We start from the raw sequence: 25965 nt of genomic DNA, 5'->3' as shown, positions 1-25965 counted from the left end.
CATTCATCGCCAATAAAAAAGGGCAATTTTAAATTGCCCTACACTTTACTCTAAAATGCAAAATTGGCTGTCATTTTGCCTTTAAAACCAGCTCAATGCGATACTGATAATCACGCCAGTGATCATCAATTGCATTAAACAAAAGCCCATAATATCCCGCGCTTTTAAGCCTGCAATCGCCAGCACGGGCAGTGCCCAGAAAGGTTGAATCAAATTAGTCCACGCATCTCCCCAAGCAACGGCCATTGCGACCCGAGCGACATCTGCACCTAAAGCTTGTGCGGCGGGTAACATAATCGGCGCCTGCACGGCCCATTGGCCACCTCCCGATGGCACAAAAATATTCACAATTCCTGCACTGATAAAGCTCCAAAATGGCAGGCTCTCGGCGCTAGCGATGGCCACAAAACCTTCCGAAATACTTTGAGCTAAACCCGATTGCACCATCACAGCCATAATGCCCGCATAAAAGGGAAATTGGATAACAATACCTGCGCCGCCCTTAATGGCCTCATTCAAACTGGTTAATAAACTGCGTGGTGTTTGATGTAACAGTATGGCGAGGAATAAAAATAAGAAGTTCACTAAATTGAGGTTTAAGCTACCGCCCTGCACCCAAAAGTAATAACCTAAATATACAAGCCCAGCGCCACCGACGCTCCAGCCGAGTAAACGACTATTTTCTAACTTATCCGCAGGACGGCTTTCAGGCTGACGCTCGCTCATATTTGCAAAGTTAAGCTCTAACGCCGAAGAATCAAGTTCAGCGTCTTTGTCATCAAGGGCGCTTGGGTCGACATAAACACTGTCTTTTTCTTCTGGCAACATAAAGCGATTTACTAAGGGCATGACCACAAACAGAATTGCCACTAACAATAAATTATAACTCGCGAAAATGGTGTCACTGGTGGGGATGATACCGATTTGCGATTCAGAGAAATGCCCCACCGTCGCTATGGTTAATGGGATCGAACCCGCAAGCCCACCATGCCAAACCACAAAGCCGGAATAGGCGCTGGCGACCAGCAATCGATAATCCACTTTCACTTTGCGAGCTAAGGCTTTGGCAAATAACGCGCCCACCACTAGCCCAAAACCCCAGTTAATCCAACTGGCGGCCAGTGACACCAAAGTCACTAAAATAATGGCTTGTGGTGCCGACTTAGCCAATCCAGCAATGGCATCGAGCAGCTTTTTAATCGGCGGCGAGCTTGCCAACATAAATCCTGCCACCAGCACTAACAGCATCTGCATCGAAAAACTTAACAGCGTCCAAAAGCCATCGCCCCAATAATTGATGACTTCCAGCGGGGTTTTATGTTCGGCAACCACAGCAGCAATTAATACGACTAAGGTAAGTAAAAGCACGAAAATATAAGGATCGGGTAGATATCGGTCGACGAGTTTGACCAGAGGTTTTGCCGCTTTGTTTAACATAGACTTTCCTTGTTTATTATCTGAACTAAAACGTCAACACGCCCTAGTTCTTATTTGTTTTTATTGAATTTTTATTGAGTCTTAAGCCCACAGATTAAGCGATCTCTAAAGCAGGATAAAGTCTTGAGGGAGTTTTTAACGGTTTGAACTGGTAGCACCAGATATCCAGCTCAACGCACACGCGAGTGCCGATAGCATCTGATGCTAAAAAACTGATAATATGGCAAAAATTAACTAAGGTGCTCTTTATATGAAAATGTTACTTGCCGTTGTGGTGATTGCTGGGGTGATTTTTTACTTCTTTACCTCGATGAACGGCCAAAAAGCCGCCCAAGAAAATATCCGTTTAGGCAATGAGTTTTTAACACAAAACAAAACCAAAGAAGGTGTGATCACCACAGCTTCAGGTTTGCAATATCAAGTATTAACTCAGGGCGATGGCACAGTTCATCCTAAAGCCAGCGATACAGTGACAGTCCATTACCATGGCACTTTGATTGACGGTACTGTGTTTGACAGTTCGGTTGATCGCGGCGAACCCATCGCATTTCCGCTTAATCGGGTGATTAAAGGTTGGACTGAGGGCGTACAGCTTATGGTTGTTGGCGATAAAATGCGGTTTTTTATTCCCAGTGAACTCGCCTACGGTAACCGTAGCACGGGCAAGATTGGTGGTGGTTCTGTGTTAATTTTTGATGTGGAACTGCTTAAGATTGATTAAATCAGTCTTCAATGAGTCTGTCTTAACGCATTCGGCTGTATTCATAAAAAAACCTAACGCTTAATAAAGAAAAAAGCCCTGAAACTTCGCAGGGCTTTATTTTTTAACCAATAATATCAAAATTTGGGATAATTACTGGCAGGTTGCCGCGCCAATATCAACCCATACTGCTGCAACACCCGGTACATCACCTTTAGTCCAGTAACTCGCCTTCCACACACGACCGTTATAGCTAGTAGTTTGACCGCCGTTATACACCACACCCGCATCCCAACCGAGATCAACTTGGCTGAGTAGCTGCCATTGGTCTGCGGTGCGAGATGGCGTATTACCCTGCGTCCAATACTTTGCTTTCCATACCAACTGACTATGACTCACAGTATCGCCCGTGTTATACACCACACTGGTTTGCCAAGCAGGATAGTTACCGGCATTGGGATCGGTTGCATCGCACCCACCACCAACCACTTTTGGCGTCACAGTCAGATTAGTCGATGCGCTTGCATCTAAGGCACCATCGGAAACCAGCACGCTCAAACCATAGAGGGTCGCTTCGGTAACATTGGGGCCAGTAACCACTAACGTGGCACTATTTTGCCCGGTTGCCGACACGCCTGCGGGCACAGTCCAAGCGTAGGTTAAGGCATCACCATCTGCATCGGAGGCACTCGCTACTATACTGACGGTTTTACCCGCTTCAACTGTCGCAGTCGGAGCCAGAGTCACTACAGGTGCTTGATTAGGCGTATCAGCCTTGTTGGTTACTGTCACTGAATCTGTGGCAGATAACCCTTCAGGATCGGTGGCTTTAAGGCTAAAACCATAGGCGACATCGGTTTGGGTTGCTCCCAGTTGAATAGTCGCATTCGCCATATCCGCATTCGCGATGGCAACACTTGGCCCAGAGACTTGAGTCCAGAGATAGCTTAAGGCAGCGTTTTCAGGATCGCGCGAACCGCTACCATTGAGCGTAACATCGGCGGGACCGGTGACATTCACATCCGCGCCCGCATTGGCAATGGGCGCTTTATTCACTGGCGGAGTGGTGCCTTCACCATGACCTAAACCTTCGTGCATGGCATTCAGAATGTCACCATTATCGGCATCAAGTTCCCACGCAAAAAGCCCACCAAGTTGATTAGAAAGCACATATTGCCCCTTGGCTTTAACTGAACGAGCATCATCGAAAGTGATTAAATCGCCAGTAGATGCCTTGAACAAAGATGGCGCCTCGGCCGTTTCGTCATAGCTGTAAGTCCAACCACTTCCCATGTAATCGTTCGCTATCTGACGATAATCCACCACACCAGCTTCCCAAGTACCTTTTACTTTGCCCGTTGCCGTCCCCGTGAAAGGATTATTACCACTGTAGCCATTGACACCTGTCCAACCGCGGCCATACATAGCGGCACCGACCACAATTTTCCCTGGGGTCACACCTTGGCCTAACAGCGCATTAACGCCATTAGCTGTGGTGTAACGGGTATTGGGATCCCAACTCGCTTCATACAGATTGGTTTGATGGCCGAGTTCAGTATTAGTCCAACCACCATTAAAGTCGTAACTCATCAAGAAGATGTAATCCATGTACTGCTGAGCAGCCTGATAATCGACTTTTTGAATTTTATCGTCACCAGCGCTAATAGCTGAGGTCAGCTCATAGGTACGACCCGTTTCGGCGCTTAGTTCATCAAGCATAGCCCGCAGTTCACGCATCAGAGTCACATAGGTTTCACCGTCATTGGCATTACCTAAATTTGGGTTAGCGCCATTTCCCCCTGGAAATTCCCAGTCGATATCCACGCCATCGAAGAATTTCCATGTCTGTAGAAACTCTTTCACCGAAGCGACAAAGATATCGCGCTTGGTTTTATCACCGAAGAAAAAGAAGGGATCCGAGAGGGTCCAACCACCGACCGAAGGTAAAATCTTCAAATCTGGATGTGCTTGCTTAAGTGCCATCAATTGACCGAAGTTACCTTTGTAAGGATCTGAATGCTCACTCACTCCCGCCTGCGGTATTTGAATCGCTGCCCAAGGATCGTGAATCGCAACTTTAAAATCACCACGACCACTACAGGCACGTTGCAACGCTTCGAAACTACCTTCGATTTCTTTCAAGCTATCATTGATGCCATCACCACCACAAATTGGGGTAAAGCCATATAAAATATGGGTTAAGTTTTGTGCAGGTATCTTATCGACCGGGAATTTACGACCGTATACGCCCCATTCGACAAAGTAACCGCCCACCACTTTGCCTGATTTATTAGCATAGGGACGGTTGTTTTCTTTTAGGGGAGCATTGAGTGGCACTAAATGGCTGCCGTCGGTATCAGCCACGAGGATTTGTTTAGCATCGCTCGCCGTACAGCCATCGCTGTTACACAGTTGTACTTGTATCTGATAACGGCCGCCCTTGTTCACCTTAAAGTTAGCGGTTCCCGACGCGCCAGATGGGCCTTCCCAAACTACATTGCCGTTGAGTAACACTTGGGCTCTATTGCCCACATCGCCACTCCAAAGGTTCCAACTGACGGAGACATCGGCGGCATCTTTCACCGTAACTAATTGATTGTAAGCGGTAGCCGCTTGATTCACTTCAATAATAGCGAACTTAGTTTCGCCCCAACCTAAAGTCGGTTTACCGGGCGCCGCTGCAAAAACACTGGCACTGATGGTAGATGCCAGCGCTGATGCCACTAGCAAGGCTGATGTTGAAATTTGAGTCTTGAACATGAGATATCCCTATTGAATTTTTATATGAATCAATAAGGCAAACAAAGCGTAGACAGGAAACAGCACTCTCTTAAAACCATGCAAAACGACTGACAACTGCACGAAGAAAAACCTGTGGTATCCCCGCTATCATAGGTACAGACGAACCCTTAGACCGGAGGCTTTGCGTCCCAGTTTTTCAACTGGTTTGCCTTTTACACACAATGACAACGTTGTCATTGTAAATATCAGCATAAGCGTAAGCGCAATAAAATTGCAACAAAATATTATCAACTGCGTTATTGGCTAAAATCGTAAATAGAACTAGTCATCTGATAAGAAAGGAATTATGCAAATTAAACTATCGCTAATATTTACTTTGGGTAATGAGGATTATCTGAATACTTTAAGAATAAAAAACAGGACTCGATATGCCAAAGGCATCACAAGTCCTGCTTTATATTTCACAATTTACGTCACTTATGCAGCTAAAACCCAATCACTAAACATTCATGGCGCAAACCATTGTCGAGCAACATGATGATCCTTATGCGCGGGGCATTTATGATCCTTATACACGGGGTTATTTATGATCCTTATGCACGAGGATAGTCCCTTGCGAGCATCACAGATAAACCGCGGCAAACCAAGGTTTCCATATCATCGACACGATTGATTTTCATCTCAGCTAAGGGCGCGCTCAATGCCATTTGCTTTAAGCTTTCGAGGCAGCCTTTGTAGTAAGGAGCGCTATTCATCATACCGCCAGCAAGCCAAATTCGATTGGGATTAAATAAATTAACCGCCCACGCTAATCCCATGCCGAGATAACTGCCCGCGCGATATAAATCATCCTGAGTGGAGATTTTGCGGCTGCGCACTGAATCGCCACTGGCCAGTTGCTCTAAACTAAACTCACCAGATTCTGTCATCACGCGACAAGGCCCCAACTCCCCCGCCACGCCCGTCGCTCCCGTAAAGACTTGTCCATTAAAAGCAATAGACATACCGATCCCAGTGCCGCACATGACCAATAACTCACAGGCATATTTGGCATCACAAGTCGCTTGCATACCCGCATCGATATCGTTGCAGATAAACTTAAGCTCACCCTGGGTTTTGACTGTATCGAAGCTCAATCCATTGAGTCCGGGTAAAGATTTACAAGAAACCAAACGATTATTTTGTACCAGTCCAGGTACGGCAATCGCTAGTTGGTAATGCTGTAAATCATAATCACGTTCAAACGCCGCAATTTGATTATTTAACTCTTCAATTTTAAAACCTTCACCTGTGGGGATTTTATATTGTTCTGTATGCCCCGCGAGCTGAAGTTCGAACAGGGCTTTGGTACCGCCCACATCTATTGTTAGTATTTGCATCGCTTACTCCACTGATACATGTGCCCCACTCTGACCCCGAGTAGAGATGGCAAATGTTAGCATAGGGTCCAAATGTTAGCGATTGAATAAAACTTAAGTTGCTAATTTTTAAGGAACAAGTCCTAATTAAAACATGACCAACCTTTTATTTAATTCACTTTTCATGCTCAAAATCACATAAATAAATTAACAACAAACCCCATAATCTCAAGCGTCTTACCTGCACAAATTCACGATTGTATACAAAATCCTTTATTCGCTACCCTTGCATCTAGCGCGCTAGACTTGCGATAATCCGAGCCGGTTAAAACTCAAATCAACATATACCCAAGCTACCTGAAGATACGAGTTTCAGAGCGCCTAGGGTGCTTCAATTCAAGGCGTATCAATGACAGAATGTCGGCTACCTTTTGAATTGATGCAACACGGAAGTGAAGTGCCCTAGACGCTCCGTCCCGGCGGTTTTTAACGCACTTTATACTGCGTTGGTTATTTTTAACTTAGCCCACTAGGTCTGCAAATAACCGCCTTGCCTAAAGTGCGTTAAATTACCGCTGAATCCTGCATCTTCAGGTTGTTTGGGTATAAACCATTCATCCTTAGGTGATCTTCGCCTACCGACTCGCATAGCATGCCAGTCTCAATTGGAGCCCTTATGTCACAATCAATCGCTAACCGTCTCGGTGCTATTCGTAACGAATTAACATCTGCTAATCTCGATGCTTTTATTATTCCCCGTGCCGACGAATATCTGGGCGAATATGTGCCAGCACATAACGAACGTTTGCACTGGGCAACCAACTTTACCGGTTCGGCGGGTATGGCTATCGTATTGAAAGATAAAGCCGCAATATTTACCGATGGCCGCTATACGGTTCAAGTTCGTTTGCAAGTCGATGCCACACTTTTCAGTTATGAAAGCCTAACCGATACACCACAAATTGAGTGGTTATGTGACACGCTACCAGCGGGGTCACGCGTCGGCTTCGATGCGCGCTTACACACCTTAGCTTGGTATGAAAATGCCAAAGCAACTTTAAATAAATCCCAAATCGAATTAGTTGCAGTTGAGCAAAACCCTATCGATTTGCATTGGCAGAATCGCCCAGCACAGTCGAATGCGCCTATCACTTTGTTTAGCAACGAGAGTGCAGGTAAAACCAGCCTGCAAAAACGCATTGAAATTGGTGCATTAGTAAAAAAAGCCGGTGGTGATGTCGCCTTAATCGCCGCGTTAGATTCTTTCTGCTGGCTACTCAACATTCGCGGCAATGATGTACCGCGCCTGCCCGTTGTACTCGGCAGTGCCCTGCTCCACGCCAATGGCGATATGCAGCTTTTCACCGATTTAAGCAAACTCCCAGAGGGCATTGAGGAGCATGTTGGTGCTGGCGTAAGCTTTAAGGGCGAGGCATCTCTTGCCGATACACTCGCCAGCATGCAGGACGTAAAACTACTTGCCGATCCGAATTCTGCAAACGCTTGGGCACAAAACATTGCCCGTGAGGCAGGAGCAAAATTGATAGCTGGAATCGATCCTGTCGCTTTACCTAAAGCGCAGAAAAACGCCGCAGAACTGGCCGGCATGCGTGCCTGCCATATCCGCGATGGCGTCGCCGTGAGTCGATTCCTTGCATGGCTCGATGCCGAAGTGGCAGCCAATCGCATGCACAATGAAGGCACCCTTGCGGATAAATTGGAAAGCTTTCGCCTAGAAGATGAGCGTTACCGCGAGCCAAGTTTCGACACGATTTCAGCTGCCGGTCCTAATGCCGCTATGTGCCATTACAATCACAACAATGGCACACCAGCCATGATGACAATGGACAGCATCTACTTAGTGGATTCTGGCGCTCAGTATATTGACGGCACCACAGATGTGACCCGTACTATTGCGATTGGTGAAGTGACCGATGAGCATAAAAAAATGGTCACGCTGGTGCTAAAAGGTCATATCGCGCTAGACCAAGCTCGCTTCCCAAAAGGTACTTCAGGCCAGCAGCTCGACGCCTTCGCCCGCCAATATTTATGGCAACATGGTTTTGATTACGATCACGGTACAGGCCATGGTGTGGGTCATTTTTTAAGTGTGCACGAAGGTCCGCAGCGCATAGGCAAGAATGTTAACGCTATTGCCCTGATGCCAGGCATGGTGCTTTCCAACGAGCCGGGTTACTACCGCGCCGACGATTTCGGTATTCGCCTAGAAAACCTCGTCGTAGTGCAACACTGTGAAGCACTTAAAGGGGCTGAGCGTGAGATATATGAGTTCGATGCACTGACTATGATCCCTATGGATGCACGCCTTATTGATAAGAGCCTGTTAACGCAAGGGGAAATAGACTGGTTTAATGCTTATCATCAGCAAGTATTCAATACACTTTCTCCGTTGATGTCAGGGGATGAATTGGCTTGGTTAACTCAAGTGACTAAAGCAATTTAGCACTCCGCTGATAAGTAGCAATTTAAGTCGTTATTTTAGTCACTTACGCGCTATAAAATAGAACGCCCAAGGCAATTAGCATTGGGCGTTTTTTTAGCGCTATCAGTGTGTTTTAAAACCCACGTCTTATTTCAAAACCATGATTTCAAAACACGATTTAAAAACATGAATCGCTAAACCATAGTAGGTTGTGCCATCGGCTGGTAAGCATCATCCAGCGATGCTTTAGACAACACTTCAAAGTCCTGATGAATTGCCATAAAACAATCGACTAATTCAGGGTCGAAATGCTGACCTTTGCCTTCAATAATTAAGTCGATAGCCTCTTGGTGGCTAAAGGGCCGCTTATAACATCGGGGAGAAGTCAGCGCGTCATAAACATCAACTAGGGCCACTATCCTTGCCGAAAGCGGAATATCTTCACCTTTCAAACCAAGGGGATAACCACTACCATCCCACTTTTCATGGTGACCCGAAGCAATATCGCGGCCCATCTGAATAAAAGTACATTGGGGCGCATATTCCAACAAACTGCATAGCACTTGTCCACCGATCACAGGATGAGCTTTAATTTGCTCAAACTCCTGCGGCGTTAATTTACCCGGTTTAAGCAAAATCGCATCGGCAATACCGACTTTACCTATATCGTGCAAAATGGCCGACAAACTAATGTCTTGAATATAATCTTCGTTCAATTCTGCAGGAGGATTGGCGGCCAGTAGTCGCTGCGACGCGAGCATTTTCGAATACTGCCGCATACGTAGCAAATGCGCGCCTGTTTCGTTATCTCTGTATTCGGCGAGTTTAGCTAAGCCTAATACGGTAGCTTGGCGTGATGCTAAGGTTGAATCGAGTGCGTCAGCCAACTTACCTAATAAATAAGTAATAGTTAACGTCAACATGGCATTGGTCACGATAAAATTGACCACCACAACGGCCCAAATACCGATGCTATAACCTTGGGTTTCAGGCCAATTGAGCCAATTAAAATGATAGGCAAAACCAATCAATACCAAACTTAGCCCATTCAAACACTGGGCATATAAGCTGGCTCGATTTCCTAAAAAAATACCGACTAACGGCGGGAAAATAAATAACCAGAAAAAACCAGCTCCCGAAGGGCCAATCGCAATTAAAAAACCGATGCCAATAGCAAAACCTAGCAAGCAGCCACAGCCAAAACGCGTACTATCAGCAAGCTTAGGAAAAAACAGTAAAAGCAGTAAAAATAGATAAGCCAGCGTATCAAATACCACCATAAACCAGAGTTCGGCGATGACGCATAAATACACACTAGTGATGTATACAGGCACGCAGAGAATCGCTAGAAAGCCAAATAAACGTTCAAAAATCAAACGTCGCCAATGTGGCAGTGCCGCCGCTGTTCCCAAGGACACTGTGGCTAATTTAGTTACACCACGCCTAAGTGATATCGCCATGGGAAGTTCCTCTTATGTAGCATTCCCGCTGTGAGCTAATAAACTAAAAGAGCAAAATCAAGATACACCACTGAAGCAAGGAAAAATAAGCCATCTTTTGTTGCCCATTAAAGAATAGACTAAGCCCAATAAAGCGCTCCATGAATACTGCGATATCAAGCCGAATCAAGGACATTAGTCCAATATCATCGAACATAATTTATATTTAAGATGAATGACAAATACCCACTCAAGACATAAAAGAATAACCCTATACAAAATACTAGAATTAACGATTTAACAGGATAAACGCTCGTTTAACTCCACATTCTCGCTACTTAAAAACTTTATATATTGCAATAGCTTATAAATACGACGAACGATTGATTTTCACCAGTCAGCCATGAGAAACCGCTCTCCTATACCCACACAAAAATGATACTCTTATCACATAACAAGCTTACTCCGATGAGAGTCAGCACAAGAAAATTCGCGCCTAACACCGCGTCCTGAACCCTAATGAACCACATCGGCCCTGAATGGACACACTAAATGAGCCAGAGTAACGCCTCAGCGAATAAAATAGTTAATACACAGAGATCAGATCAAGAAATCCGCTTAACACCACAAGATGAACTCATTTCCACCACTGATACTCGCGGTATCATCACTTACGTCAATGCCCGCTTTGCCGAAGTATCAGGCTATAGCGATCAAGAATTGATTGGCAGTGCACACAATATGGTGCGCCATCCGGATATGCCGAGCGCCGCCTTTAAAGAAATGTGGGAAAAACTTAAGTCAGGCCAATCTTGGCGCGGCATAGTCAAGAACCGCTGTAAGAATGGTGGCTTCTATTGGGTTGATGCCTTTGTTTCGCCCTTGTTTGAAAACGGCACTATTATCGGTTACCAATCGGTGCGCATTCAGCCTCAAGCCGCCTACGTCACGAAAGCTAATGAGATTTACCAAAGACTCAAATTAGACAGATCCATTCCTAAACCCTTAAGTTTAATGCAAAAACGTATCGTATCTGCGGTTGTAGCCTCCACAGGTTTACTGATCGCTGGCTACTTTTGGGGCTGGGGCGTAATTATCGCAGGGGCAATTCTGATGAGTTTAAACCTCGCCATTTTCTACGATGAGGCCTTTCGTATTCCCGCTAAACTGATTGAAATGCAAACCAAATATGACTCTATCAGTCGTTACATTTACTCGGGTGCAGATACCTCTTCTATCCTCGATTTCCAGCTCATCATGCTGCAGGCTAAAATGAATGGCGTACTTGGGCGCACCCAAGATCAAGCCAATCAATTACATGCAATTGCCGATCAATTAGTGGTCGCGACCGAGCAAACCTATGTCAGCCTAGATCAAGAGAAAAGTCAGCTAGAACAGCTATCTGGCGCGATGGAAGAAATGAGTTCAACCATCACAGAAGTGGCGCAGAATACCCATCTCACGTCCACCAGCATCAATACCGCCTATGATCTTTGCCTTAAAAGCAGTGCCAACATGAAGGCCAACACTCAAAAAATGGAGCAACTGGCAAAGTCTGTTGCCGATGCAACCAACAATGCCCATCAATTAAATAAAGAAGCCGAGCAAGTCGCTAATGCGATGGGCGAAATTGACTCTATTGCCGAGCAAACTAATCTCCTCGCCCTCAATGCCGCGATTGAAGCTGCCCGTGCGGGTGAACAAGGCCGTGGGTTTGCCGTGGTCGCCGATGAGGTTCGCGCCCTATCGAGCAGAACCCAGCTATCAACCAACAGTATTTCTAAGAGTGTCGATAAGATGTTCACTATGCTCAACGCATGGGCCAAAGAAATGGAACAAAGCCGCCAACACGCGGAGCGTTGTGCCAGCGATATTCAACTGTCCGCCGACAATGTAAACACCATTTACCAAGAAGTGAGTGATATCCACACCTTTGCCCAACAAAATGCAGTGGCAGCCGATCAACAGCGTCAAGTGGTCAATGAGATCGCCAGTAATATTCACTCCATCACCCATGCCAGCGCCGAGAACTTAGCCGCAACCCATCTGATTGGTGATGCAGCCCATCTTCTTAAACACAATGCCGAAAAAGCCCTTGGCCTGAGGCGCACCTTCGGCTGAACAATAAGTAAAAGATCCAAAATACCGCAGCCTAGGTTGCGGTATTCTCTAATATAGCGAGCTTTAATCCTTATTGTTGAGTCCATATTTTACTCAACCCTTGTATAGATCAATAAGACCTTACCCACCTGAACCAGTGCCAAGCCCTTTATCCCCTCCTGATGAAATGATGCAGATAAAATGCCAAAACACTAAAAAGTACAGGTTTTAACCGAAATTTTTGCTATACTCCGCGCCCGCCATTTTTCTTATAAAATCTGTGTGGAAGAATGAGCCAGCCGGTACACCTCTCTCCTTTAGACGAGTGATAAAGAGGCTAGTGGCGCTTGAATGTTTGAATAAGTGAACGATAGGAATCCAAAATGAGATTTGAATCTTTTAGTTTTTCCCCCGAGATTTTGCGCGCTATCTCAGATTGCGGTTATCAACAAATGACGCCTATTCAGCAGCAAGCGATACCTGCTATCCGCCGCGGCCAAGATGTCTTAGCCAGTGCCCAAACCGGTACGGGTAAAACCGCCGCTTTCGCGCTGCCGATCCTGCAAAAGATGGTTGAAAAGCCAAGCGAAACGCTAAAGTCGAATGCCCGCGTATTAATCCTTACGCCAACCCGTGAGCTTGCCGCTCAAGTGGCTGACAACGTTACGGCTTACTGCAAATACTTAAACTTCAGCGTCTTAACCATTTACGGCGGCGTAAAGATTGAGACTCAAGCGCAAAAGCTGAAACGCGGCGCCGATGTGATTGTTGCCACCCCAGGTCGCTTACTTGAGCACCTTACCGCCTGTAACTTAAGCCTGTCGAACGTCGACTTTTTAGTGCTAGACGAAGCCGATCGAATGCTCGACATGGGCTTTAGCGCCGATATCCAAAAAATCCTTCAAGCGGTAAATAAGAAACGTCAAAACTTGTTATTCTCGGCCACTTTCTCAAGTGCGGTGAAAAAACTCGCCAACGACATGATGGTTAAACCGCAAGTAATCAGCGTTGATAAACAAAACACTACAGCCGACACCGTTAGCCAAGTAGTTTATCCGGTTGAACAACGCCGTAAACGCGAACTGCTTTCTGAGCTTATCGGCAAGAAAAACTGGCAACAAGTGTTGGTATTTACTGCGACCCGTGAAGCCGCCGATACGCTAGTCAAAGAATTAAACTTAGATGGTATCCCATCTGAAGTGGTCCACGGTGAAAAAGGCCAAGGCAGTCGTCGCCGAGCACTGCGTGAGTTTGTGGCGGGTGATGTACGGGTGCTAGTTGCCACCGAAGTCGCCGCCCGTGGTCTGGATATTCCAAGCCTTGAATACGTAGTCAACTATGACTTACCTTTCCTCGCAGAAGATTATGTACACCGTATCGGTCGTACAGGCCGTGCAGGAAAAACAGGCGTAGCCATTTCATTTGTGAGCCGCGAAGAAGAGCGCACGTTAGCCGATATCGAAAAATTGATTGGCCAACAGATTCGCCGCGTCACTGTGCCAGGTTATGAAGTTGGCAGCCGCGAATTGCTATTAAAGCAATTGCAAACCCGCCGCAGTTTTGCCAAAAAGCAACAAAGAACCGACAACGTCGGCGCTCAAGTTGCGGCAGAGAAAAACATGCAAGGTCGCCGCGTAAAAGTCAAAGTAGGTCAAGCTCCTAGCAAGGCCAAAAAACTTAAGTAATTATCCGTTGATTGATATTATCAGTGTTTGTCAATATTGATAAAACAGCGATTTTAAAGCGTCCATAACCGGACGCTTTTTTATACTTACTCAATAATAACCTTGGTAACCTTTATCTCACCGTATTATGTTACCCAATAACGCTTGAAGCCTTGTTTCATTTATACTATTTTCGCCTCGCCACCCCGCGAGAGGAAGCATAATATCCGATCGAGTACTTCCAGGGTATTTCACACTACAGATATCGGTAAAATGGGTGAATCCATCATATAAAGGTTTTACATAAGGATTTGGCATAATCCCCAATTCAGCCAATACCAGTAATTGTCCGCGAAAACTATATTTTTCATAGTTAGGAATAATTTTAGCTTTCTTGATGCGCTGTTCTAATTTTCCGGGTGTTTCATCTTGAGGAGCTTGACGGATCATATCGATTAACGATATCAATATACTGATATCCTCTGGTGTAGGAGTACAAGGTGCAATGGCAGTAAATTCTTCTAATTCAAAAAGATTACCACACCACCTTTCATTCCATACACTCCCGGCATAGCAACTGAATATTTTATGTCCTTTTTCTATCCAAACATTTCTTCTTATAGAGCAAACGGGACAAACATCTCCTTCGCTGACCATTTTATGTTCGGGAACCGCTTGAGCGAACAAATAACTTAATATGGGTTGTCTTCCTCTTGGAAAACTTGAAAAGCCACATATATATGCCGAAATCAAATTCTCAATCGATAAGTGAGGATGCTCAAGCAACATTTTATAAGCATTAATACATTCATCATGATTATATTTGATTATCTGATTGACAGGATAACCACTTTGTTCAAGTGTTAGTATTTCTGCATTAGATAAACCGTCATTAGAATAGTGTGTAGTCCCAGACTCACAATCAAACTGGTCCCCATTATCTATTCTTTGCATATATCCATTTTCGTCTTTGATATAAGACTTTTTAAAATAGATTTTCTTTAATATTTTAAATAATCCCTTATCCATTTACAGCTCCCGTGATTGAATATTGAAGTACAATACAATTTATCGATGACCACGTTAAACGCCACCATAGCGCTCCAAATACTTCACCATTTTTTGACTCGTGGCGGTATAACTCCCCATATGAAATTCGCCATGCCAATGGGCCAGTTCAACAGGAAGGTGACCTAAGTTATTGGCATGGTTGACATCGGCTCCAGCTTCAAACAGTAACATGAGAATATCGAGTAATTGAAGTTGGCAGCAATGCAATAAAGCCGTCATATTTTGTGAGTCGACATATTCGACATCAACACCCTGTTTGATCAACTGTTTTACGGTAATAATATCGTGTTTTACCACTGCATCAATTAAGGCTTGCCCCATCAGCTTGTCGTTCACTCGTTTTAACCACTCCAACACTACGCTGTAATCGCGATAAAATCCAAATGGTTACCGTTATAAATACCTCACCAACCAACCCCATCGGTGTCACATTGGTGCAATCATCTGCATTGGCTTGTAAGAATGTTCGGCAATTGCCGCTCTTTTAATGCTCATACCCGTTTAGTGCTAACTCGAACCACTCTTAAGCAAGTAAGACATAAAAAATACAGATTTACGCAATATCTCTTTGTCTAAAACGAGGGAAATATTAACAACAACGACTTAAAAAACGAAGAAAACAAAACCAAATTAAGGACTTTATATGCAAACCGCTTCGATGTTAAACAGGTTTTACTGCACAACCATCTTACTACTAACAAGTCTAACGGCTATGGCGCAACCCATTGCTAAGGATGAGTTTTCCATCAGTCCGCTACTTAATGGTCAGCAAATCCCTAAGGTAAACTTACAAGATATCAATGACAAAACGGTCGATTTAGCAGAATTAACCCAGCAAAAACCGACCATCTTTTTCTTTTACCGCGGTGGCTGGTGCCCATTTTGTAACAATCAAATGGGGCAACTAAAAGCGATTGAGCCTGAGTTATTAAAAATGGGCTTTCAGTTAGTGGGGATTTCACCCGATACGCCTGCTCAACTTAAGGCTTCGGCGGCAAAAAATGAACTTAAATATCTGCTGCTTTCCGATGAAAAAATGCTGGCATCCCAAGCCTTTGGTTTAGCTTTTTACACTAGCGAAAAAGTGACTGAAACCTATACCGCACGCCTTAAGCTCGAGAATCCTTTATGGATCACCCCTGAAGGTGCCAAACGTTTAGTCTTACCTGTACCCGCCATTTATATCAGCGACGACAAAGGATTGATTCATTTTCAATATATCAACCCTAACTACAAAGTGAGGCCCGCGCCAAAGCTGATTTTAACCGCCGCGAGTTTGGTGGGATCGCAAGAATAAATATCGGTTTATCGACCGCTTTGCTAAACTAGCTCCGCCGCAATCAATATCGTCCAAGTTCAAATAGATAACATCACTTCAGCCCGCGGCGGAGTCATAATGAATTCTCAAACCTATAACCAAGCTGTGCTCGAACTCGCCCTTGCGGGTCTTGCCGATTTAACCGCTTCAGCACAGACCAAGAAAGCCCAGCGCACTTCTGCGCAGGAAAGTCATTTTTTGTGTAATTGGATGGTCGAGTCCTTAAAGGAAAAACGCTTTTCTAAACTGGTAGCCGAGGATCTCACGGCTTGGATACGTTTGGCTCGCAGCCAAGGTGCGGGCGCCGAACTCAAGCGTTTGCTAGAAAGGATTGTGCATCAATATCAAACAGTTGAGACATCAGAGCAAGCTTTAGGTACGGCATTAAATGCCATGATAGCAACCTTAAAGCAAGCCGAATGGTTGGTCTTTACTGACACTGAAATCAGTGCCAAGCTGAAACTCGATGGTGATGGTCAATCTAGCTTAGTGATTGATGCCAAAGAATTTAATCAACATATTAAAGACAATCAGCTGATCAAGCCAATCAACTTATATGTCCGCGCCGATGAACAGACACTAACGCGTATCGCCCTGTCCCATGGGTTATTGCTCAGCCAAGGCAACAAGAAAACCAGTTTGATTAAGCACCATAAAACCTATCAAATTTTCCCTAATAATCAGCAGCCAGCTTTGTGTCAGCTATTGGCTTAAGGTGTAATAGCGAAAAGCAGAAAATAGCTTAAATATGGCGGATGTGACTGATTGTGATCCAATAAACAATTCATTCACACAGTTTAGATAGAATGACCATCGGATAGGTCTTAGCTAAAGCAGAGATAACAAGGATAAAAGCAATATGGTTAAGCGATGTTTGCAGTATAAACACTTAGTTCGATTTGCCTTGTTCACCCTTTGCTTGACTCAACAGCACGCCTTTGCGGAACAGCTCAAATACAATATCACTGGCTCCTATTCTTGGTATCCGTATTTTATCGGTGATCAAGCCGATGCGCCGGGGATGATCACTGAGCTTATTCCGATGATTTTATCTATGGCTGAAATCAAAGGTGAAATCCTCGCCCTGCCGCCCAAGCGCACCAATAATGCGCTAGAAACCGGTCAACTCGACTTTGATATCGTCAGCCCCAGTTGGTTTGAAAAGCAGGATTTAGGGCCGCTGTTTGTCAAATCGGCCCCCATAATGCAAATCACTGAATATGTGGTCACATTACCAGAGAATGTCAGTAAATATAAAGATATCAGCCAGATAAAAGGCCAAGAAATAGGTACAGTGCGCGGTTATTTATATCACGACGATAAAGATTTTATCCGCGCAGACTTTACCTCAGAGCAAGAGCTGATCAAAGCCTTAGATAAACACAGAGTCAACGCTGTTATTGCTGGTAATTACCCGGCGTTGTATTGGTCGACTCAGTTGCGGATCCCTGTCGCACTGGCGGCAGTGCATTCTGATGGTGACTTAGTGTTTAGGTTGCGAAAAGAACATGCCGATTTGCTTCCTGCCATCAATCAAGCCATAGCGACACTGAAGGCCAATGGTAAAATTGACGAAATCATCAAAAAGTACACTCAAACGCTGGCAAGCTAATCTCACGCTAGCTATATGAGATATTTGCGATAAAAAGCGCCCGAAGGCGCTTAATCAATATCAATGAGGTCGCAGAATCTCAGTTTGACCATTCACAAGGATCATAATTAGCGAGGACGGCCGCATAGCTGTGACTCAATCCCAGAGTAGAGTAGTAATAACCTTTCCCCTGATTGTCCACTGCATAATGGATATCCTCGGCCCCAAGCTGTTGTGGTAATTGCTCACGCACATTGGCTAATGTAGGCTCATCATAAAGATAGGGGGCAAACGTCAGTACACTCTCCAGATAGACCTCAGTATGGCGGCAACTATTGCGACGAATCTGGACAATAATCGCCTCAAACGCTTCACCCCGCTCCAACGCTAACCATTGCTCAGCGTAACGTTCAACTATGCTTCTGTCGGAATAGAAGAAACACCGCTTATCCGACAAACGCATCTGCACATCCTTGTAAGCCTCATTGAGGATCAGGCGAATATAACTGTTAACCGTTTGCTCACTATCCCACTCGAGCCCTGCCACGGCGGCGATTTGCTCCGCCGTGACTAAGCGTCCGTGTTGGCTAAATACCCTGATATAACCGACAAGTTCAATCATAGTGTCCAACTATAGTGTTCAACTGGGTAACAGGCCTCGCGCCGCCAATCTATCGGCAACAAAACCTAGGCTAAACTTGTCGAGCGTGGCCCGAGTTGGCGCACCAGTTTGAATATCCCAACCAAAGGCTTCATAGAACATGTCCAGCGCCGTTTGCATGTCAGCGCGGTCCATCTTGATGGTGCCCTCTTGACCGAAGTTTTTATCTGGATTCAAATCATAAACCCAGTCACTGAGCACATCATGCTCTTCGCGCATATTGCTTTCATTCATTTGCAATACGGTTAAGGCACGGTGTAAATGCAGCACTCTTTCCGCCTTAAAGTCCAATTCCGTTTCTGTGGTTTCAATCCCAGTCACTAAACTGAACATCTGCGATTCAATGGTGCTATCGCCTTCATAGTTACGATTTTTATCCGGTGATGCCAGTAGTGGGAACATCCAATTACACAGTGTCAGAGAGTCATGTAATACGTTTTTCACCAGCGACCATTTTGCAAAACGGATCTTAGCCGCATTGATTGGGGTATACCAATTCACCTTATCGAATGCACCTTCACCCCATTTTTTCTCGGCAATCGCCACTGTCATATCGTGTGGCAACCCACTGTTAACTATGTTGATGTGGGAATGGCACTGAGCATCACGGTTAAAGACCACGTTGATTAACGTACCCACCTGACCCGCGGTTTCACTGGCATGGTGCACGGCAGCATTGGTTTTCTTGTTGAATACCTTAGTGGCACTTTCTTTATGAATATCCCAATTACCTAACTTGGGATTGGTTCCATCTAAACCCCAGCGCTTGATCAAATCATATAAGCCGTCGGCCATATGGGAAATTTCACCTTCTTTAAACGCCACTCGGCGATAAAAATCAAGTAAGAAAGCGGGATCTTGATTATCCCAAAGCGCCCAAGGAATACTGTTAAATTCATCTTCAGGTAATAAATGCTTAAACATATCCTTTGTTTTTAGGAATTTAAATAGATGAGAAATGGAGCCATAGTTACACCAAATACCATAGTCATCGAGAATATGAGCCCCTAAAGCGCCCGCCATCGCGTGTGCTTCTGTACCATTTTTGGTGCCCATTAAATACTGTGGTACGAGGAATCCCATACAGACGTTAGATATATGTTCGGTTTTACGACCGTATTTGCTTTTCAATTCAGGGACTTTTAGCTCGCAGAAGCAACGTATTGGGCATGAATGACAGCCTCCCGTACGCTTCATCCACTTATTGGCATATTCCACACCTATGTAGCTTTCTGCCATTGAAGTTCGAAACCCAATACGATTGCGTTCATTCCATGGCACTTCGCCTAAATCAATTTCTTGATCGGCAGCGCCCCACTTCAAACCGGGCCGAGATTTCCAGCGGCTGATGGGTGCTGAGTACTCAGCCCAAGATTGCGGCGTTGAAGGAACGACACCATTATTGTTGGCACCGATAATACCTAAAATATGGTCATCTAAGGCACGCATCTTTTCATTATTGGCGGCGATTTTAACGGCGCCAGTGCCGATAATGCCGATCCCTTTACAATTTTTGGACCCCATTACCGAGCCATGACCACCTGCTGAGTGCCCGCCCTGAGTCATAATCACAGAAAGAGGCACTTGGTTTTCACCCGCTTGGCCAATCGCAGCGACTTGTGCATTGGGTCCCATCATTTGCGCGATCATAGCGTGGGTATCAAATATACCTTTGCCCCATAGGGCGTCAGCAGGTTCAATCGTGACCTTATCATCCACAATTTTAAGCCACACAGGGCTGCTCGCTTTGCCTTCTATCGCAATAGCATCGAAACCCGCAAATTTCATTGCGGGTGAAAAATGCCCACCAAAGTGACCATCGGCAATCAGATGTTTTTCAATTACGGGACTACGGGAAGTAATGGTTGTTCGTCCAGTACAAATAACGCCTGAACCCGTTAATGGCCCCGCAGAAAAGACAATAATATTATCTGGGTCGATTGCTGTAATATTATCCTTATGATCATCCCACAATATTTTATAACCAATCCCCATACCACCGATATAGTCATAATATTTATTGATTGGCTCATACCATATATGATTAGTTGTTAAATTAACTCTGAGGACTTTACCCGCCCAACCACCTATTTTATCACTCATATTATTTCTCCTGAATTTAAGAAACTAAGCCGGTATATTTTTCGTATTGTTCTAATGCAGCTTCAGCCTCTTCCCAGTTATAAAATTTAATTGCACCTGTAGGACAAACTTGCGCGCAGGCAGGTTTACCGTTACATAAATCACATTTGACGGCTTTCATTTTACTGCGAACAACTTTAATGACTTGTTGAGGACACTTATCTGCACAATAACCACATCCGACACAACGTTCTTCATCAATCACTTTGGCGCCAGTTTGTTCGTTCGTTGAAATAGCTTGCTGTGGACAAACTTCAGTGCAAACTTCGCAGTGGCGACAAGTGGAAGGAACAACGGTTTTATCGCCGCATTCTCCTCGTTGTATTTCATAGTCAAATTGCACACCATGTGGGCCATAGTTCATATTTCTTTCTACTTTGACGCGGGCAAGTGTCGGACTGCTATCCCCTTCATGGTTCCAACCACAGGCAATTTCACAGCGTCTGCAGCTAACACAAACCGTAGGGTTCACCACCATGAGTCCACCAGGCATGACTTCTACTATCTCTTGGCTATTACTGTCACTGCCACAACCGGTCAGAAAACTTATTAATGTTCCGCTATAAACTGTACCGACAGCAACGCCCATACCGCCTTTAAGCATTCCTCTTCTGGTAATCATATTTGATCCTTTATTAGTCAAAGCAATATAATTAAAATATGCATACACTTTGATTCCCGACAATTTATGCTAAAGTAATTATGTCTTTGATTTTTAACCTGCGTCACAATTACCCATATTGGGGCATTATTAGATCAAGTTACACGACATGCATCAGAGTAACGTTTTCAAGAATTAACAATTCAACATCTAGCAAATTTAAATAATGCCTCACTTCAAATTACCTTAATATAATTAACAAATAACTTTTAAATTTGGTTAATTAAGTGCAACTCGACTCATAACTAAGTTAATATCTATACCGCATACATTCCGATTAGAGTCCCGACAGAATCTAATTAAAAAGGAATGGAAAATGATGAAAACGAATACCCGTTCTCAATGGAAAATCTTTACGCCAATGGCAGTCGCAGTCTGTCTGATGACAGCCTGTTCCGATGGTGACGATGGGAAAGAAGGTCCACCAGGGATTGTGAGTATCAGCATTGAACAAGCGGATACACTCAAAGCGACAATAGAAAATGTGGTTATCGATGCACAAACTCATGTGCAGGTCGATTTCTTCCTCAGCAATGCCAATGGTATTGCGGTCACAGGGCTAGAAAACCTGAAGGAGCTAGATACCTTAGGTGTCGGTATTGCCAAATTAGCACCGCCGCAGGAGCACTATCAAATCACCCAAGCCGCGGCGAATGCTATGGCAACAACTGGCACAGAAGTCACTAACTCTGCAGCAAGCGCGACAGATGCTGCGTTGCAATGGACCAGTTACATCAATAATCAAGTAGAACCTGCCACAAATGCCCAAGCGAATGCACAGACTCAGTGGCAAGCAGGCATTGAAAGCAACTGTAAAACGGCGTGTCTAACCTCCTTAGGCGCGGGCCAATACCGTTACACTTTGAGTAAACCACTCACGGGTTACTCCCAATTTACGGGGATAGATACCCAGTACTCGCCTGAGCTCACCCACAGAATTTACCTAGAGTTAAAACCGTTCGCAAATAGCCCAATCGACACTCAGTTGATCAACAGCGTGTACGATTTTGTGCCCGCCACAGGACAGACAGTCGCGGCGGATATGGGCCGTAAAGTGATCGCGCCGGAACAAGCCTGTTTTCGATGCCACAACCCAGACTTAGCCAATACCGATACTCGCCTTTTGATGCACGGCAATAAACGTTTTGCCTTTGAGGGCTGCGTTGTCTGTCACACGACTTACTCTGGCGATCCTGAAACGGGTAATAGCCTTGATATGGCGACATTGACACACCAGATCCACCAAGCCAAATATCAAATTGTCGGTTACAAGGGACAGCTATATGACTACGCCAATGTGACCTTTCCCGGTGATATGACCCAATGTCAGCAATGCCATATTCCCGGCGCAACGGCGCAAAGTGGCAATAGTAATATCCCCAGTAAAACCGCGTGTCTTGACTGTCACAAAGCGCAAATTCCCGCAGATTGGAATGGCACTGTAGCGGGGTTATTCCACAATAGGGAAATTTTTGCCAACCCATGGACACTGGGCTGTAGCGGCTGCCACCCTGATAGCACTAATCCTGAAGGTGTTGGGCTTTTCCACAATGCCGCCGTGAAAACAGCCACTAAGCTGGTGAGCGATTTCCAAGTTAAGTTACTGAGTTCGCAGCTAAGCGTTGAAGCTAAAACCCTTGCGGTGACATTGCAAGTGCAGCAAATGGAGCAACTGCCCGCCAGTCAGCCTATGATAAAATCCTTCTGGTTGATTGCCACAGGTGAAACAAATAGCGCGAACATGCCAATCAATAACGGCCAGCGTAAAGTGTGGGATTTATTAGTAAACACGAGCGACGTCGCCTTAAAAATTACCGCACCCAATCAGCTAACAGTCACTATATCTAACCTGTCGGCTGCCGATTTTGGCGATCTGAGTCAGTCAAAACTCTACAGTAAACTAGTGCTCTGTGCCGATAAAAATACCGGCTTTGCCGTTAACTGTAATATCGCAAATCAAGAAGTGAGTCTCAGTGCCATTAATTTGCTAAGCCTGCAAGGTCAAGCTGTTACTGCAAAAGCTAAGGTCGATGAACAGGCCTGTCGCCAATGTCATGATCAAGGATTAGAAGATAGAGTTCTGTCGGCGCATCAAATGAAAGGAATTTTTGAACCCAATAGCAGCTGTGGCACCTGTCATGCACCGCAAACGGCCACCGCACTAACCGATGGGCAATGTCAAAGTTGCCACAGTAATGATGCGATTATGTATCTCAATGCCAATGTGATGCATACTCCTGGGGCCAGCCAAATCAAGCCCTATCGCACCATCAACAATACTTTGAGCTACAGGGAAATGGTGCATTCACTGCATGCGGGAACCCGCACTGTAGTGGGTTTTGATAACCCACGTCCCGAACTCACTTACCCTAATGCAAAAAATAACTGCAGTGTTTGTCATAACACAGGACAGCTCAGTCTCGAGGGGCTAAGTGCACAGCAATCCCTGTTAGTTGCGACACCCGATGCAGCCAACATAGGGCAAATTGCCGAGTACTCACCGACCTTAGCAACCTGCACGGCTTGTCACACACTTATCGATAGTTTAGTCGTCCATGCACGCAGCTTTGGCGGGGTTTACCAAAGTGATGCCAGCGGTGGTCGAATTTACCAATCAGGACAGGAATCATGCGCAACCTGTCATGCCGAAGGTCGCTCATCGGGGGTCGACAAGGTACACAAATAAGCCGTTAGATTTGATTTAATGCCCCAAAAAAAAACCGCTCACCATAATGGTGAGCGGTTTTATTTCATTCGTCCTATTTATCAATCTTTTATCCGCATAAGGCTCAAAAGAGCAACGGCGAGCGCTTTACTTGATTTGACTTAGTTTAATGTCGTTGAGATTAAGGCTTGAGCACACTTTGGCTCTCTACTACCTGCGTTTGGCTATAGTCCTTAGGTCTAGAGTTCGGCAAGGTAACACCACTTAAGGCTTCGGCGGTTAAGGTGTTATTACCGTTCAATAAATCATTCAAAGTTCCAGAGTCGCCATTCACTAACCCTAACTCCCTGAGCATGGCATCGATAACAGGCGCATTGGCGCGATAGTTTAACGCTGCACTGGTCACTTGCTCTGCGATGCCACCTTGATGGTGAGCACCTTCGCCACCCACAGCAAATTGATGACCTGCACCATAACCCTGAAGAATCTTAATACCTTCGATATTTTCTAACGGCTTAACCGCTTGAGCCACGATTTCAGGCAAGGCCTTCAAAATGGCGAGGGATTTTTGCAGGGCGATCTGCTCATCACTCAAGACGTTTTCTGCTTCATAAAGTGCTTGTTTACCTGCAGCTTCAACGGCATAGACTTTTTCATCCGCTTCAGCCTGCAGTTTTTTCGCATCGGCACTGGCGCGCGCTTCAATCAGAATAGCACTCGATCTGTCTTCAGCGGCACGTTTCTCAGCTTCGGCCTGCACTGTTACGCCGACAGCATCACGCTCAGCTTCCTTACGAGCATCAATCACTTCAATCTCTTTGCGACGATTAGCTTCTGCCACTTGGCGCGCTGTGATTACCGCTTCTTCTTTTTCAACTTTCAGTTTTTCGGCTTCAGCTGCACGAGCACGGGCAGCTGATTCTTCTTCAGATTTGGCCGCAACCGCAATGCGTTTTTCCTGCTCAGAAACTTCAATATCCCTTTGCTGTTGAATGCGCGATTGCTCAATCGACTTATACTTTTCAATCTCACGGGTTTCGATATCTTTGGTCTTTTCGATTTCAGCGGTTTCAATGGCGCGCTCTTTGGCAATCTCGGCTTCGCGTTCTTCACGGGCCTTGTTTTCTTTCTGCTTAATAATCTCCGCTTTTTGATCGGCGCGTTTAAATTCTAACGACTGTTGCTGGATCAGGCGCGCTTCTTCTTCCGACTTTTCAATCTCTAAGGATTCCTTTTCAGCTTCAAGGTTACGCTGCTCGATCTTAATGCGGTTTTCCTGCTGAATATCGTTGGTTTCTTTGCGTTTCTCTTCGATAATCTTCGCCAGACGCGCACGACCTTCGGCGTCAAATGCGTTGTTTTCATTAAAAAACTGCAAATCAGTTTGATCGAAACCCGTTAATGAAACCGATTCGAGTTCGAGACCGTTTTTCTCCAGATCGTTGGCGACGTTATTTTGCACCCGTTGCACAAAATCGGCACGCTGCTCATGCATTTCTGTCATGGTCATTTCGGCGGCCACGGCACGCAGCACGTCAACAAACTTAGACTCCATCAGCTTTTTAAGCTCTTCAACGCGGTTTGTACGCGTGCCTAAGGTTTGCGCTGCCATTGAAATACCATCGGAATGTGGGGCGACACGCAAGTAGAAATCGGCCTTCACATCGACACGCATTCTGTCCTTAGTGATTAGCGCATCTTTCTGGGTTTTCTCCACTTCGATACGCAGAGTGTTCATGTTTACCGAGATGGTTTCATGTAATACAGGCAACACAATAGCGCCGCCATCTTTAATGATTTTCTCACCACCAAAGCCGGTACGCACAAAGGCCATTTCTTTGGTTGCACGTTTATATAGCTTGGCGAAAATTAACCCGATCACAATGAGGCCGAGTAGCACCATACCCGCAACGAGCAAAATAAAACTACCGGATGAACCTACGTTTGTTAACACATCCATTTGATTTCCTTTC

18 protein-coding genes and 1 riboswitch are annotated in these 25965 nt (G+C 45.2%); of the genes, 8 read left to right on the top strand and 10 right to left on the bottom strand.

Annotated features, from left to right (window positions below):
* Positions 1-81: 81 nt before the first annotated feature.
* Positions 82-1437 (bottom strand): short-chain fatty acid transporter, encoded by a 1356-nt coding sequence (locus L5M49_RS08505; protein WP_131523613.1) that lies wholly within the window; start codon positions 1435-1437, stop codon positions 82-84.
* 250 nt (positions 1438-1687) lie between these two features.
* On the opposite strand from L5M49_RS08505, the gene L5M49_RS08500 reads away from it, so the two are divergent.
* A complete protein-coding gene (locus tag L5M49_RS08500) occupies positions 1688-2158 on the top strand; it encodes an FKBP-type peptidyl-prolyl cis-trans isomerase (RefSeq protein WP_028761331.1) in 471 nt (156 codons plus the stop codon).
* 132 nt (positions 2159-2290) lie between these two features.
* On the opposite strand, the gene L5M49_RS08495 is transcribed toward L5M49_RS08500, so the two are convergent.
* Together L5M49_RS08495 and L5M49_RS08490 are read right to left on the bottom strand one after the other, a co-directional pair.
* Positions 2291-4897 (bottom strand): glycosyl hydrolase family 18 protein, encoded by a 2607-nt coding sequence (locus L5M49_RS08495; protein ID WP_131523612.1) that lies wholly within the window; start codon positions 4895-4897, stop codon positions 2291-2293.
* 113 nt (positions 4898-5010) lie between these two features.
* A riboswitch (cyclic di-GMP riboswitch) is annotated at positions 5011-5099 on the bottom strand.
* 373 nt (positions 5100-5472) lie between these two features.
* Positions 5473-6258, bottom strand: a complete 786-nt coding sequence (locus tag L5M49_RS08490) for an ROK family protein (RefSeq protein WP_028761333.1) — start codon at positions 6256-6258, stop codon at positions 5473-5475.
* A gap of 655 nt (positions 6259-6913) precedes the next feature.
* Between L5M49_RS08490 and L5M49_RS08485 the strand changes: the two genes are divergently transcribed.
* Entirely contained in the window at positions 6914-8701 is a 1788-nt protein-coding gene (locus tag L5M49_RS08485) for an aminopeptidase P family protein (RefSeq protein WP_263265834.1), read from the top strand.
* A 173-nt stretch (positions 8702-8874) separates the two neighbouring features.
* Here the strand turns inward: L5M49_RS08485 and L5M49_RS08480 are convergent, their stop codons facing one another.
* Entirely contained in the window at positions 8875-10140 is a 1266-nt protein-coding gene (locus L5M49_RS08480; RefSeq protein WP_263265833.1) for an HD-GYP domain-containing protein, read from the bottom strand.
* 531 nt (positions 10141-10671) lie between these two features.
* On the opposite strand from L5M49_RS08480, the gene L5M49_RS08475 reads away from it, so the two are divergent.
* Together L5M49_RS08475 and L5M49_RS08470 are read left to right on the top strand one after the other, a co-directional pair.
* Positions 10672-12240 carry a methyl-accepting chemotaxis protein gene (locus L5M49_RS08475; protein ID WP_263265832.1) on the top strand — a complete coding sequence of 523 codons (1569 nt, stop codon included), beginning with the start codon at positions 10672-10674 and terminating at the stop codon, positions 12238-12240.
* A gap of 362 nt (positions 12241-12602) precedes the next feature.
* Positions 12603-13904 carry a DEAD/DEAH box helicase gene (locus L5M49_RS08470; RefSeq protein WP_263265831.1) on the top strand — a complete coding sequence of 434 codons (1302 nt, stop codon included), beginning with the start codon at positions 12603-12605 and terminating at the stop codon, positions 13902-13904.
* A 117-nt stretch (positions 13905-14021) separates the two neighbouring features.
* On the opposite strand, the gene L5M49_RS08465 is transcribed toward L5M49_RS08470, so the two are convergent.
* Positions 14022-14912, bottom strand: coding sequence for a hypothetical protein (locus L5M49_RS08465; protein WP_263265830.1), 891 nt, complete (start codon positions 14910-14912; stop codon positions 14022-14024).
* A 54-nt stretch (positions 14913-14966) separates the two neighbouring features.
* Positions 14967-15290, bottom strand: coding sequence for an ankyrin repeat domain-containing protein (locus L5M49_RS08460; RefSeq protein ID WP_263265829.1), 324 nt, complete (start codon positions 15288-15290; stop codon positions 14967-14969).
* 307 nt (positions 15291-15597) lie between these two features.
* Here L5M49_RS08460 and L5M49_RS08455 point away from each other — a divergent pair, with 307 nt between their 5' ends.
* From L5M49_RS08455 to L5M49_RS08445, 3 genes are all read left to right on the top strand, one after another.
* Positions 15598-16251, top strand: a complete 654-nt coding sequence (locus L5M49_RS08455) for a peroxiredoxin-like family protein (protein ID WP_263265828.1) — start codon at positions 15598-15600, stop codon at positions 16249-16251.
* A gap of 99 nt (positions 16252-16350) precedes the next feature.
* On the top strand, positions 16351-16986 hold the full coding sequence (locus L5M49_RS08450) for a DUF2913 family protein (RefSeq protein ID WP_263265827.1): 636 nt from the start codon (positions 16351-16353) through the stop codon (positions 16984-16986).
* Positions 16987-17131: 145 nt separating this feature from the next.
* Complete coding sequence (locus L5M49_RS08445) at positions 17132-17884, top strand: substrate-binding periplasmic protein (RefSeq protein WP_105251827.1); 753 nt, start codon at positions 17132-17134, stop codon at positions 17882-17884.
* Positions 17885-17963: 79 nt separating this feature from the next.
* Here L5M49_RS08445 and L5M49_RS08440 read toward each other — a convergent pair whose 3' ends face one another.
* Genes L5M49_RS08440 through L5M49_RS08430 form a run of 3 tightly spaced genes read right to left on the bottom strand, consistent with a single transcriptional unit; the run spans position 17964 to position 21288 of the window.
* Complete coding sequence (locus L5M49_RS08440; protein ID WP_263265826.1) at positions 17964-18485, bottom strand: hypothetical protein; 522 nt, start codon at positions 18483-18485, stop codon at positions 17964-17966.
* A gap of 18 nt (positions 18486-18503) precedes the next feature.
* Positions 18504-20627 carry an aldehyde ferredoxin oxidoreductase gene (locus tag L5M49_RS08435; protein ID WP_105251825.1) on the bottom strand — a complete coding sequence of 708 codons (2124 nt, stop codon included), beginning with the start codon at positions 20625-20627 and terminating at the stop codon, positions 18504-18506.
* A gap of 16 nt (positions 20628-20643) precedes the next feature.
* Entirely contained in the window at positions 20644-21288 is a 645-nt protein-coding gene (locus L5M49_RS08430; RefSeq protein ID WP_105251824.1) for a 4Fe-4S dicluster domain-containing protein, read from the bottom strand.
* Positions 21289-21643: 355 nt separating this feature from the next.
* Between L5M49_RS08430 and L5M49_RS08425 the strand changes: the two genes are divergently transcribed.
* On the top strand, positions 21644-24013 hold the full coding sequence (locus tag L5M49_RS08425) for an OmcA/MtrC family decaheme c-type cytochrome (protein WP_263265825.1): 2370 nt from the start codon (positions 21644-21646) through the stop codon (positions 24011-24013).
* Between the two features lie 160 nt (positions 24014-24173).
* Here L5M49_RS08425 and L5M49_RS08420 read toward each other — a convergent pair whose 3' ends face one another.
* On the bottom strand, positions 24174-25952 hold the full coding sequence (locus L5M49_RS08420; protein ID WP_263265824.1) for a flotillin family protein: 1779 nt from the start codon (positions 25950-25952) through the stop codon (positions 24174-24176).
* Positions 25953-25965 lie beyond the last annotated feature (13 nt).

Source organism: Shewanella sp. SM74, from assembly GCF_025653725.1.
GTDB classification, from domain to species: Bacteria; Pseudomonadota; Gammaproteobacteria; order Enterobacterales; family Shewanellaceae; genus Shewanella; species Shewanella oncorhynchi.
This window is presented reverse-complemented; position numbering and strand designations above follow the sequence as displayed.

Coding starts and splice junctions, on each gene's coding strand:
- L5M49_RS08505 (WP_131523613.1), bottom strand. CDS start 1,437: ATGTTAAACAAAGCGGCAAAACCTCTGGTCAAACTCGTCGACCGATAT.
- L5M49_RS08500 (WP_028761331.1), top strand. CDS start 1,688: ATGAAAATGTTACTTGCCGTTGTGGTGATTGCTGGGGTGATTTTTTAC.
- L5M49_RS08495 (WP_131523612.1), bottom strand. CDS start 4,897: ATGTTCAAGACTCAAATTTCAACATCAGCCTTGCTAGTGGCATCAGCG.
- L5M49_RS08490 (WP_028761333.1), bottom strand. CDS start 6,258: ATGCAAATACTAACAATAGATGTGGGCGGTACCAAAGCCCTGTTCGAA.
- L5M49_RS08485 (WP_263265834.1), top strand. CDS start 6,914: ATGTCACAATCAATCGCTAACCGTCTCGGTGCTATTCGTAACGAATTA.
- L5M49_RS08480 (WP_263265833.1), bottom strand. CDS start 10,140: ATGGCGATATCACTTAGGCGTGGTGTAACTAAATTAGCCACAGTGTCC.
- L5M49_RS08475 (WP_263265832.1), top strand. CDS start 10,672: ATGAGCCAGAGTAACGCCTCAGCGAATAAAATAGTTAATACACAGAGA.
- L5M49_RS08470 (WP_263265831.1), top strand. CDS start 12,603: ATGAGATTTGAATCTTTTAGTTTTTCCCCCGAGATTTTGCGCGCTATC.
- L5M49_RS08465 (WP_263265830.1), bottom strand. CDS start 14,912: ATGGATAAGGGATTATTTAAAATATTAAAGAAAATCTATTTTAAAAAG.
- L5M49_RS08455 (WP_263265828.1), top strand. CDS start 15,598: ATGCAAACCGCTTCGATGTTAAACAGGTTTTACTGCACAACCATCTTA.
- L5M49_RS08450 (WP_263265827.1), top strand. CDS start 16,351: ATGAATTCTCAAACCTATAACCAAGCTGTGCTCGAACTCGCCCTTGCG.
- L5M49_RS08445 (WP_105251827.1), top strand. CDS start 17,132: ATGGTTAAGCGATGTTTGCAGTATAAACACTTAGTTCGATTTGCCTTG.
- L5M49_RS08440 (WP_263265826.1), bottom strand. CDS start 18,485: ATGATTGAACTTGTCGGTTATATCAGGGTATTTAGCCAACACGGACGC.
- L5M49_RS08435 (WP_105251825.1), bottom strand. CDS start 20,627: ATGAGTGATAAAATAGGTGGTTGGGCGGGTAAAGTCCTCAGAGTTAAT.
- L5M49_RS08430 (WP_105251824.1), bottom strand. CDS start 21,288: ATGATTACCAGAAGAGGAATGCTTAAAGGCGGTATGGGCGTTGCTGTC.
- L5M49_RS08425 (WP_263265825.1), top strand. CDS start 21,644: ATGATGAAAACGAATACCCGTTCTCAATGGAAAATCTTTACGCCAATG.
- L5M49_RS08420 (WP_263265824.1), bottom strand. CDS start 25,952: ATGGATGTGTTAACAAACGTAGGTTCATCCGGTAGTTTTATTTTGCTC.